The sequence below is a fragment of the Streptomyces sp. 378 genome (assembly GCF_030124145.1).
Lineage (GTDB): Bacteria > Actinomycetota > Actinomycetes > Streptomycetales > Streptomycetaceae > Streptomyces.
The window spans coordinates 1-10,310 of sequence record NZ_JASKMS010000065.1; the positions used below are offsets into that span (position 1 = coordinate 1).

Annotated in this window: 9 protein-coding genes and 4 pseudogenes; 7 read left to right on the plus strand and 6 right to left on the minus strand. The window is 70.6% G+C overall.

All coding sequences use genetic code 11. The features are described 5' to 3' along the window. Positions 1-86 precede the first annotated feature (86 nt). Together QNO09_RS39200 and QNO09_RS39205 are read left to right on the plus strand one after the other, a co-directional pair. Positions 87-374: pseudogene (locus tag QNO09_RS39200) on the plus strand (integrase core domain-containing protein); the annotation flags it as partial. Between the two features lie 39 nt (positions 375-413). Beyond that, positions 414-1,066, plus strand: a pseudogene (locus QNO09_RS39205) (IS256 family transposase); the annotation flags it as partial. 41 nt (positions 1,067-1,107) lie between these two features. Here QNO09_RS39205 and QNO09_RS39210 read toward each other — a convergent pair. Together QNO09_RS39210 and QNO09_RS39215 are read right to left on the minus strand one after the other, a co-directional pair. Next, on the minus strand, positions 1,108-2,376 hold the full coding sequence (locus QNO09_RS39210; RefSeq protein ID WP_283975001.1) for an MFS transporter: 1,269 nt from the start codon (positions 2,374-2,376) through the stop codon (positions 1,108-1,110). Beyond that, positions 2,373-3,776, minus strand: coding sequence for an FAD-dependent oxidoreductase (locus tag QNO09_RS39215; RefSeq protein ID WP_283975002.1), 1,404 nt, complete (start codon positions 3,774-3,776; stop codon positions 2,373-2,375). Before QNO09_RS39215 ends, QNO09_RS39210 begins: the two co-directional genes overlap by 4 nt. 106 nt (positions 3,777-3,882) lie before the next feature. On the opposite strand from QNO09_RS39215, the gene QNO09_RS39220 reads away from it, so the two are divergent. Together QNO09_RS39220 and QNO09_RS39225 are read left to right on the plus strand one after the other, a co-directional pair. Further along, entirely contained in the window at positions 3,883-4,956 is a 1,074-nt protein-coding gene (locus tag QNO09_RS39220; protein WP_283975003.1) for a flavin-containing monooxygenase, read from the plus strand. A gap of 89 nt (positions 4,957-5,045) precedes the next feature. Next, on the plus strand, positions 5,046-5,408 hold the full coding sequence (locus tag QNO09_RS39225; protein WP_283975004.1) for an ArsR/SmtB family transcription factor: 363 nt from the start codon (positions 5,046-5,048) through the stop codon (positions 5,406-5,408). A 30-nt stretch (positions 5,409-5,438) separates the two neighbouring features. On the opposite strand, the gene QNO09_RS39230 is transcribed toward QNO09_RS39225, so the two are convergent. The 3 genes from QNO09_RS39230 to QNO09_RS39240 are packed head-to-tail and all read right to left on the minus strand — an operon-like array spanning position 5,439 to position 7,926. Further along, positions 5,439-6,506 (minus strand): ArsO family NAD(P)H-dependent flavin-containing monooxygenase, encoded by a 1,068-nt coding sequence (locus QNO09_RS39230; protein WP_283975005.1) that lies wholly within the window; start codon positions 6,504-6,506, stop codon positions 5,439-5,441. Continuing rightward, positions 6,503-7,621 carry an ACR3 family arsenite efflux transporter gene (gene arsB / locus QNO09_RS39235; protein ID WP_283975006.1) on the minus strand — a complete coding sequence of 373 codons (1,119 nt, stop codon included), beginning with the start codon at positions 7,619-7,621 and terminating at the stop codon, positions 6,503-6,505. The genes QNO09_RS39230 and arsB overlap by 4 nt, the downstream gene beginning before the upstream one ends. Further along, the gene (locus QNO09_RS39240) at positions 7,618-7,926 is read right to left on the minus strand and encodes an ArsR/SmtB family transcription factor (RefSeq protein WP_145830475.1); all 309 of its coding nucleotides are present in this window, start codon (positions 7,924-7,926) and stop codon (positions 7,618-7,620) included. Before QNO09_RS39240 ends, arsB begins: the two co-directional genes overlap by 4 nt. A gap of 74 nt (positions 7,927-8,000) precedes the next feature. Between QNO09_RS39240 and QNO09_RS39245 the strand changes: the two genes are divergently transcribed. The 3 genes and pseudogenes from QNO09_RS39245 to QNO09_RS39255 all read left to right on the plus strand — a co-directional run. Continuing rightward, a complete protein-coding gene (locus QNO09_RS39245) occupies positions 8,001-8,633 on the plus strand; it encodes an arsenate reductase ArsC (RefSeq protein ID WP_283975007.1) in 633 nt (210 codons plus the stop codon). 25 nt (positions 8,634-8,658) lie between these two features. Beyond that, a complete protein-coding gene (locus QNO09_RS39250; protein WP_283975008.1) occupies positions 8,659-9,078 on the plus strand; it encodes an arsenate reductase ArsC in 420 nt (139 codons plus the stop codon). A gap of 5 nt (positions 9,079-9,083) precedes the next feature. After that, positions 9,084-9,363 (plus strand): annotated as a pseudogene (locus tag QNO09_RS39255) (NAD(P)/FAD-dependent oxidoreductase); the annotation flags it as partial. A 37-nt stretch (positions 9,364-9,400) separates the two neighbouring features. Here QNO09_RS39255 and QNO09_RS39260 read toward each other — a convergent pair. Next, positions 9,401-10,204 (minus strand): annotated as a pseudogene (locus tag QNO09_RS39260) (IS5 family transposase); the annotation flags it as partial. Positions 10,205-10,310: the final 106 nt, after the last annotated feature.

Below are 10,310 nucleotides of genomic sequence, written 5' to 3' on the forward strand. Positions count from 1 at the left end.
CTCACCGAGACCGGCCTGACCATCAGACCTGCCTGATCAACCCAGCGACATCACGAGTTCAACCTCAGTAATTGAACTCGCCCAATTTCCGGTCCCGCAAGGTCGCCGCCGTCCTCACCCGGCACGGCCTGGTCGGCTCAATGGGCCGGGTGGGGGCCGCCGGTGACAACGCCGCAATGGAGAGCTTCTTCGCACTGCCGCGGAAGAACGTCCTCGACCGCCGCGTCTGGGCCACCCGCCAGGAATTGCGGATCGCGATCGTCACCTGGATCGAGCGGACCTACCACCGGCGCCGACGGCAACGACGCCTGGGCCGATTGACCCCCGTCGAGTACGAGACCATCATGACCCCACCCGCAGCTCTGGCTGCATAAACCGCCGCTGTCACCCGATCATGCAGCAGTCCCAGCCCCCTCCAAGCGTCACGGGACATCCCGGGCCTGTGGGCCGGCGACGGCGGCGAGGGCGCCAAGCACTGGATGCACATCCACACCGAGATCAAGAACCGCGGCGTCAACGACGTCCTCATGCTCGTCTGCGACGGCCTCAAGGGCCTGCCCGACGCCGTCGAGACCGTCTGGCCCCGCACCACGGTCCAGACCTGTGTGGTCCACCTGTTGCGGAACTCCTTCCGCTCTGCCGCCCGCCAGGACTGGGACAAGATCGCCCGGGTCCTCAAGCCCGTCTACACCGCGCCGACCGAAGAGGCTACCCTCGAGCGGTTCGCCGAATTCGCCGATGCCTGGGGCAAGAAGTACCCGGCGATCGTCCGGCTCTGGAGAACGCGTGGGAGTAGTTCACGCCCTTCCTCCGCTCCGACACCGAGATCCGCCTCATCGTCTGCACCACCAACGCGATCGCGTCCGTGAACACCAGGATCCGGCGGGCGGTCAAGGCCCGCGGCCACTTCCCGAACGAGCAGGCCGTCTTGAAGTACGTCTACATGGCCATCATGTCGCTGGACCCCACCGGCAAGGGCCCGGCCCGTTGGACCATGCGCTGGAAGACCGCCCTGAACGCCTTCGACATCACCTTCGACGGCAGACTCTCCGCAGCCCGCCAATAGCTCCAACCACCCTGGTCACACCGTTCGTTTGACAGATCCGGTCAATGATCAGTTGTGGTCAACGACTGCGGCCGTCGTCCGGGCCGGCGGCGTACGGCGTCGGTGGCTGTCCACGGTGCGATGAGCGTGGCGGCCACGGAGACGGTGGCAAGGAGGAAGAACAGCGGTCCGTAGCCGCCGAGGGGCACGGCCAGGGCGGCGCCGGCGAACGGCGCGAGTGCTGCCGCTGTGTGGGCGGGTGCGGCAAGGAGGCCGGAGAGGCGGCCGTAGTGGGTGGTGCCCCATCGGTCGGTGATGGCGGTGGCCTGGAGGAGAGTGAGGTTGCCGCGGACCATGCCGGCCATGACCGACACGGCGATGAGCAGGGCGTACGGGCCTGGGGTGGCGGCGAAGGCGGCGGTGGTCAGTGCGCCGAGCGTGATCAGGATCGTGGTGCGGGCTGTGGCGGTGGTGCGGCGGGCGAGAGCGGCGTACAGGGCGCGGCCGAGGGTCTGTCCGGCGCCGCCGATGCCAAGGGCCAACGCGGCCTGGCTGGTTGTGTACCCGCGTTCCAGCAGGAGCGGGACGAGGGCGATGACGACGGCGTACATCGCGAAGCTGGACAGGGTGAAGGCGGCGGAGAGCAGCAGGAACGGCCGGCTGCGCCCGACCTCGGCAGCGCCTTCGGCCTTGTGTGCAGGGCTGGTGGGGGCGTCCGGCCAGGGTACGCGCAGGGCCAGGGCATGGGCGGGGATAGTGACAGTGGCGAGGATGGCGGCGAGCACGAGGTAGGTATGGCTCCAGGACAGGTGGTCGGCGAGGGCGGCGGTCAGGGGTGCGAAGACGGTGGAGGCGAGCCCGCCTGCAAGGGTGACGATGGTCAGGGCGCGCATGTGGTCGGGGGCCCACCAGCGGGTGAGGGCGGCGAACGCGGGCTGGTAGAAGGTGGCGGCCATCGCGAGCCCGGCCAGCGCCCAACCGGCGAAGAACACCAGGAGGTTGGGGGCTGCGGCCACGATCAGCAGGCTGACGGCGCCGAGCACGGAGCCGACGGTCATGACGGCGCGTGGGCCGCGCTGGTCGAGGATGCGGCCGACGCGGATTCCGGCGAGGGCGGAGATGACGAGGGCGAGGGAGAACGCTGCGGTGGTCGCCCCGGCCGGCCAGCCGGTGGCGGCGGTGATCTGGGGGTTGAGGACGGGGAAGGCGTAGTAGACGATGCCCCAGCTCACGATCTGCGTGGCGCAGAGGGCGGGCAGGACGGCGCGGGGCCGCGACCGGTCCCCTGTTCCGGTCGCGGCCCCGCGTGAGGGGGTGTTCAGGTCGGTCACGAGCCGCAGCAGCTGCCCGCCGGGGCCTGTTCGGCAGCCGCGCTGACTGTGGCGGGGGCGCTGAGCTGGACGAGCTGCGGCGCGGGGGCGCAGCAGCCGCCGCCGTCAGCCTCTTGTGCGTCGGGGGCGTCGAAGAGGCCGGCGCCGCCGCAGACTCCGGTCTCGGGGAGGGTGAGTTCGACCCGGTCAGCGGAGGCGAGGTCGCCGGCGATCGCCGCGGCGACGGAGCGGGCCTGCTCGTAGCCGGTCATCGCCAGGAAGGTCGGGGCGCGGCCGTAGGACTTCATTCCGACCAGGTAGACGCCCTGCTCGGGGTGGGAGAGCTCGCGGTGGCCGTGGGGGTAGACGGTGCCGCAGGAGTGCTGGTTGGGGTCGATCAGCGGAGCCAGCTCGACCGGCGCCTGGAGGCGCTCGTCGAGGCCCAGGCGCAGCTCGGAGAGGAAGGACAGGTCGGGGCGGAAGCCGGTCAGGACGATCACCTCGTCGACCGCGTCCAGGCGTCGTCCGTCCTCGCCGAGCAGGACCAGGCGGCTGTCGTCCGCCCGCTCGATCGCCTCGGTACGGAAGCCGGTGACCGCGTCCGCGTGGCCCTCGTCGATGGCGGCCTTCGCCGCCAGGCCCAGGGCGCCGCGCGCCGGGAGCTGGTCGGCTTCGCCGCCGCCGAAGGTGGAGCCGGAGATGCCCCGGCGCAGGATCCACACCCCCTTCGTACCCGCGCCGTCGTCGGACTTGGCCAGGTCGGCGAGGTAGGCGAGGGCGGTGAAGGCGGAGGCGCCGGAGCCGATCACGGCGGTGCGCTTACCCGCGTAGCGGGCGCGGACGGCGGGGTCCTTGAGGTCGGGGACGCGGTAGGTGATGCGGTCGCTTGCCGCCCGCTCGCCGAGGGCGGGCAGGCCGCTGCCGCCGGCCGGGCTCGGGGTGGCCCAGGTGCCGGAGGCGTCGATGACCGCGCGGGCGAAGACGCGCTCCTCGCGGCCTTCGGCGGTGGTGAAGTGCACGACGAGGGGCTGGGTTTCGCGGTCGGCGTCGACGACGCGGTCGCGGCCGGTGCGGGAGACGCCGGTGACGGTGGCGCCGAAGCGGACGCGCTCGCCCAGGGCATCGGCGAGCGGCTGAAGGTACTGCTCGGCCCAGTCACCGCCGGAGGGATAGGTGCTCGCGTCGGGCCGGGTCCAGCCGGTGGGCGCCAACAGCTTCTCGGCAGCCGGGTCGGTCACCTCGCCCCAGGTGGAGAACAGCCGCACGTGGGACCACTCGCGCACCGCGGCGCCCGCGGACGCTCCGGCCTCCAGGACCAGCGGCGTGATGCCACGCTCGGCGAGGTGGACGGCGGTGGCCAGGCCGATCGGGCCGGCCCCGACGACCACTACAGGCAGCTCGGTGGTGGTGGGCGCGTTCACGGCGACTCCTTTTTACTTCGACGTCCGTCGATGGCTTGCGCCGCCAGCATGCCATCTGCTTCGATAAGCGTCAACATAGACAGTCGTCGAATCGAGGGCCTGGTTCATGGAGCACGTCGATGTCGCGGTCATCGGGGGCGGGCAGTCCGGGCTCGCCGCCGCTCACGTCCTGCGCGAGCGGGGGCTGGTGCCGGTGGTACTGGAGGCGTCCGGGCGGGCGGCCGGGTCCTGGCCCGGCTACTACGACAGCCTCACGCTGTTCTCACCGGCCCGCTTCAGCAGCCTTCCGGGCCTGCCGTTCGGCGGCGACGGCGACCGCTATCCGCACCGCGACGAGGTCGTGGACTACCTCACCCGCTACGCGGACCGGCTGGATGCGGAGATCCGCACCCACGCCCGTGTCGAGAGCGTGGAGAGCGATGGCGCCGGCTTCATCCTGCACACCGCCGACGGCCGCCGCCTGGGCGCGGCCGGGATCGTCGCCGCGAGTGGCGCCTTCGGCAACCCGCTGCTGCCCGACCTGCCCGGCCAGCAGGGCTTCGCCGGCGAGGTGCTGCATGTCGCCCATTACCGCAGCCCCGAGCCGTATGCGGGCAAGCGGGTCGTGGTGGTGGGCAGCGGCAACTCCGCCGTCCAGATCGGTTACGAACTGGCCGAGGTGGCCACGGTGACCCTGGCCACCCGCGCCGCGGTCCGCTTCCTGCCGCAGATCCGCGACGGCAAGGACCTGCACCACTGGCTGACGGCCACCGGCTTCGACCACCTGCCGCCCCACTGGCTGATCCACTACGTCGGCGGCACCCTCGTGCTCGACACCGGCCGCTACCAGGACGCTCTGGAGTCGGGGAGGCTTCAGCGGCGGCCGATGTTCACCGCCCTGGACGGCGACGAGGTCATATGGGACGACGGGAGCCGGGAGAAGGCCGACGTGGTACTGCTCGCCACCGGATACCGGCCCCACCTCGACTACCTGGCCAAGCTGGGTGCGCTCGACGAACAGGGGGCGCCACTGCACGCGGGGGGCATCTCCGTCACCCATCCCGGCCTGGTCCACCTCGGCCTGGAGTTCCAGCGGTCCTTCGCGTCCAACACGCTGCGCGGCGTCGGCCGCGATGCCGAGTACGTGATCGAACCGCTGGCCGCGCACGTCCGTAAGGCCCCGGCCGTCGCCGGCCTGTAGCGGTCGACCCTTGACGGGCGTGGGGCGGTCCGTGATCGCACGCGGCTCCGCCCCTCGCCCACTGATTCGACATGTGTCAACATAGATGCATGTCGAACACGAAGGTGCTCCCGCTGCTGGAGCCGGAGTCCGTGGCGCCGTGCTGCCCGCCGCTGACCGAGCGGCCGTTCACCGGCGAGGAGGCGGAGCGGACGGCGAAGATGTTCAAGGCGCTTGGCGACCCGGTGCGCCTGCGGCTGTTCTCGGCGGTCGCCTCACACCCCAGCGGGGAGGCGTGCGTGTGCGACATCTCCGATGTCGGCGTCTCCCAGCCGACCGTCTCCCACCACCTGAAGAAGCTCAAGGAGGCCGGGCTGCTCGTCTCCGAGCGGCGCGGGACCTGGGTGTATTACCGGGTGGAGGCGTCGGTGCTGGCCGCGATGGGCCAGTTGCTCACCGCCCGCCCGGCGTGACGGCCAACCGGGCTGCGGCTCGCCGGACCATCAGCGGGATGCGAGCACGTCGGCGATCTCGCGGGCCGCGTCCCGGGCGGGGCGGCCGACGCCGATGAGGGTGGCGGAGGCGGGTCCGGTCCAGTCGCCGTAGCCGAGCAGGTGCAGGCGCGGCTCGTCGACCGCGCGGGTGCCTGCGGTGGGAATGTGTCCGCGCGTGCCGCGCAGTCCGAGGGGCGCGAGGTGGGAGAGGGCGGGTCTGAAGCCGGTGCACCAGACGACGGCGTCGGCCTCGGCGCGGGTGCCGTCGGCCCACACGACGCCGTCGCGTTCGAGGCGTATGAACATGGGTGTTGCCTGCAGCAGCCCGGCATCCCGTGCTTGCCGCACCGGCGGCACGGCGACGATGTCGCCGAGCGAGGCCACGCCGCCGGTGTCGCTGCGGCCGGCGTCGAGGGCGCGGCGGCGGGCGGTGGCGACCTCGAAGAGGGCGCGGCCGTCGATGTCGTCGGGGAGATAACGGGGCGGGCGCTGGGTCACCCACGTGACATCGACGCGGCCGTCCAGGACGAGGTCGGCGGCGATCTGGGCGCCGGAGTTGCCGCCGCCGACGACGAGGACGTGCTGACCAGTGAAGTCGGCCGGGGAGCGGTAGTTCACCGTGTGCAGCTGCCGGCCGGTGAACACCTCGCGGTCGGGGACGGCGGGGAGGAAGGGCCGTGACCAGGTGCCGGTGGCGCTGATCACCGCGCGGGCCCGCCAGGTGCCGGTGTCCGCCTCGACCAGGAGCCTCCCGCCGTCGCGGCGTACGGCATCCACGCGGGTGCCGTACAGGACGGGCAGGTCATAGCGCTTCTCGTAGTCGGTGAGGTAGTCGACCACGTGCCCGGCATCCGGATAGGTCTCGCCGGGCTGGGCGGGCATGAGCCACCCGGGCAGCGAGGAGTGCTCCGCCGGAGAGAACAGGTGCAGCGAGTCCCACATGTGCTGCCAGGACCCACCCGGGGCCGCCTCGGCGTCCAGGATCACGACGTCGAGGCCCTGGCGACGCAGGTGGTAGCCGGCGGCGAGCCCAGCCTGGCCGCCGCCGACCACCACCACATCCGTGTGCTGCGTCACGGAGCCGTCGTCACCGCGCCGGCGGCGAACTTCCTTCGCCAGGCGAGCGCGACGTAGACCAGGCCGATCAGCACCGGGACTTCAATGAGCGGGCCGACGACGCCGGACAGCGCCTGCCCGGAGGTGACGCCGAAAGTCGCGATGGCGACCGCGATGGCCAGCTCGAAGTTGTTGCCCGCCGCGGTGAACGCCAGCGTCGCGGTGCGGTCGTACGCCAGGCCCAGGCCCTTGCCGAGGAGGAAGGTGCCGAAGAACATGACCGCGAAGTAGACCAACAGCGGCAGCGCGATCCGGGCGACGTCCAGCGGCTGCGAGGTGATCGTCTTCCCCTGCAGGGCGAAGAGGATGACGATCGTGAACAGCAGCCCGTACAGCGCCCACGGCCCGATCTTCGGCAGGAAGCGCTGCTCGTAGCCCTCGCGGCCCATCTTCGTCTCACCGACTCGGCGGGTCAGGAAGCCAGCCAGCAGCGGGACGCCGAGGAAGATGACCACGTTCAGCGCGATCTCCCACATGGAGATGTCCAGGTGCTCGCCGTCGCCCAGGCCCAGCCAGCCCGGCAGCAGGTCGAGGTAGAACCAGCCCAGCAGACCGAACGCGATGACCTGGAAAACGGAGTTGAGGGCCACCAGCACGGCCGCGGCCTCGCGGTCACCGCAGGCGAGGTCGTTCCAGATGATCACCATGGCGATGCAGCGGGCCAAGCCGACGATGATCAATCCGGTGCGGTACTCGGGCAGGTCCGGCAGGAAGATCCACGCCAGCGCGAACATCACCGCAGGGCCGACGATCCAGTTGATGACCAGGGAGGAGACCATCAGCTTGCGGTCGCCGGTGACAGCGTCCAGCTTGTCGTAGCGGACCTTCGCCAGGACCGGGTACATCATGATCAGCAGGCCGAGTGCGATCGGCAGGGAGATCCCGCCGATCTCCACCTTCGCCAGCGCGTCGTTCAGTCCCGGGATCACTCGCCCGAGCCCGAGGCCGACGGCCATGGCGATGAGGATCCACACCGCGAGGTAGCGGTCGAGGGTGGAGAGCTTCTTGACGATCGAGTCGTCCCCGGCCGGGCCGGTGCCTTCAGTGGAAGCGGTGGTGGGCTCGGTGGAGGTCACGGGCAGGCCCTCTTGTTCTCGGCAGCGGTACGGGCGGAGGCGGCCAGCGCGGCAAACTGCTCGGACAGCCCGGCCAGGACGTCAGGCTTGAGCTTGAAGTAGGTGAAGCGGCCGCACGGCTCGGTCTCCACCAGCCCGGCCTCGCGCAGCACCTTCATATGGTTGGACAGGTTGGTCTGCTTGGCTCCGGTCTCCTCAACCAGGTGCGTCATGCAGAGCGTCTCGCGCGCCAGCAGAGTCACGATCTTCAGGCGGAGCGGATCGCCCAACACCCGGATCACATCAGGATCGACTGAAGTCAGCATGCCCTGATACTGTCACATCACCACGCGCTGATACCAGCGCGGGATGACTTATTGGGCGCGTCGAAGGAGTTCCCGTGTCCGCCGCCTCCCTACCCCTCCTGCCCGACCAGCGCCTGGCCGCCGGAGCCGCCCGCCTCGCCACCCGGCACGCCGGCCGCTTCTCCGCCGAGACCGTCCAGGCGCTGCTCACCGACTCCTACAGCCTTCTGGCCTCCACCGCGCAGGTGCGCACGCACCTCGTCGTGCTGGCCGAACGCTTCACCGCGGAACGCCTTGACGCTCTCGCCCACGTCCAGGGCGGCCCCGGCAACGGGCTGCCGCGCGTGCTGTTCGTCTGCAGCCACAACGCGGGCCGCTCCCAGCTCGCCGCCGCACTCCTCGGACACCGCGCCGCCGGCCGGGTCACCGTGTCCTCGGCGGGCACGCACCCTGCGGCTTCGGTGGAGCCGTTCATCGCGCAGGTCCTCACCGAGGCCGACGTCGACGCCGCCGGGGCGTTCCCCAAGCCGCTGACCGACGAGGTCGTCCAGGCCGCCGACATCGTCATCACCATGGGCTGCGGCGACGCCTGCCCGATCGTGCCCGGCCGCCGCTACCTGGACTGGCCTGTCGCCGACCCCGACGGCGCCCCGCTTGCCGTCGTCCGCGGCATCCGGGACGCGATCGACGCCCACATCACCGAACTGCTGTCCTCCCTGCCCGCCTGAACCACCCGCTGATAAGGAAGAACCCATGTCGACCGCCCCGCTCGCCTCCGTGCTGTTCGTCTGCGTCCACAACGCCGGCCGCTCCCAGATGGCCGCCGGATTCCTCAACCACCTCGCGGGCCACCGGATCGAGGTCCGCTCCGCCGGCTCAATCCCGGGCGACCAGGTCAACCCGGCCGCCGTCGAAGCGATGAGGGAAGTCGGCGTGGACATCGCCGACGCCAAGCCGAAGATCCTCACCACCGAGGCCGTCCAGGCATCCGACTACGTCATCACCATGGGCTGCGGCGACGCCTGCCCGATCTTCCCCGGCAAGAAGTACCTCGACTGGGCCCTCGAGGACCCGGCGGGCAAGGGCGTCGAGTCGGTGCGCCCCATCCGCGACGAGATCAAGACCCGCATCGAGGCCCTGATCGCCGAGATCGACGCCAAGCAGGAGGCGTGAACGGCGTGAGCAGCACCGACGACGTACGCGAGGTCAGCGCCGTCGGCTCCGGCCCCGCCGGATACACCCCCCGCCCTCTACACCGCCCGCGCCCAGCTCCGGCCTCTGCTGTTCGACAGCTCCATCTTCTTCGTCGGCGGGTCCCTGACGACCACGACCGAGGTGGAGAACTTCCCCGGCTTTCCCGACGGTGTCGACGGGCCGGTCCTCATGGAGAACATGCGGGCCCAGGCCGAGACGTTCGGCGCCGAGATGATCGACGACGACATCGTGGCCGTCGACCTGGGATCCCCAGCAGAACCGGCTCAGGTCCTGACGGTCTTGTCAGGCGGCGGTATCCGATCAGAAGCGCCGCCAGGCCGACGAAGGCGAGAAAAGTGCTCGGCCTTGCGTTCGTAACGACGGTGCAGGCGTCGGCATCCTGCCAGCCAGGACACGGTTCTCTCGACGACCCAACGGTGGCGGCCCAATCGCGTGGAAGACTCGATGCCTTTGCGGGCGATGCGATGGCGGAGGCCACGCTTGCGCAGCCATCGCCGCAGGTGGTCGTAGTCGTATCCCTTGTCCCCGTGGAGCTTGGCCAGGCGTCGGCGACGCGGGCCGCGCCGGGAACGGATGGGCGGGATGCCCCGCACCAGCGGCTCCAGGCCGAGGCTGTCGTGCAGGTTGGCACCGGAGATGCCCAGCGACAGGGGCAGCCCGTTCCTGTCCGTGATCAGGTGGATTTTCGATCCCGGTTTGCCTGGGTCGGTCGGATTCGGTCCGGTCAGTGGCCCGGTTTTGTCGCTCGCACACTGACGGAGTCGATCGCGCAGCGCGACCAGTCCAGCTCTCCTCTGGCACCGAGTTCATGGAGGATGACCCGGTGCAGCCTGACCCAGACCCGCTCTCGGCTCCACTGGGCGAAGCGCCGGTAGACAGTGGGCCAGGCTGGGCCGACCACCGGCGGCAGTTGCCGCCACGTGCAGCCCGAGGTGGCCACGCAGATGATCGCTGCCAGAGTCTCGCGGTCGCCGGCCCGTCGTCGGCCGCCGCCTTGCGGGCGCTTCACCTCCGTCGGCGGCACCACCCGCCGGAAAAGGACCCATAACTCGTCCGGTACCAACCGCTCAACCAGATCCGTCATGCACCGCTCAACAAACGATCACACCATAAGAAGCGGCGTCTTTAGAAGTCGTCTCATTTGGTGAGTCTGCGGTAGCAGATGAGGGTGCAGGCGATGCTGGTGAAGG

Excerpts from the sequence above, each read along its gene's own strand:
- QNO09_RS39220 (WP_283975003.1), top strand. The coding sequence starts at position 3,883 with ATGGAGCACGTCGATGTCGCGGTCATCGGGGGCGGGCAGTCCGGGCTC.
- QNO09_RS39225 (WP_283975004.1), top strand. The coding sequence starts at position 5,046 with ATGTCGAACACGAAGGTGCTCCCGCTGCTGGAGCCGGAGTCCGTGGCG.
- QNO09_RS39240 (WP_145830475.1), bottom strand. The coding sequence starts at position 7,926 with ATGCTGACTTCAGTCGATCCTGATGTGATCCGGGTGTTGGGCGATCCG.
- QNO09_RS39250 (WP_283975008.1), top strand. The coding sequence starts at position 8,659 with ATGTCGACCGCCCCGCTCGCCTCCGTGCTGTTCGTCTGCGTCCACAAC.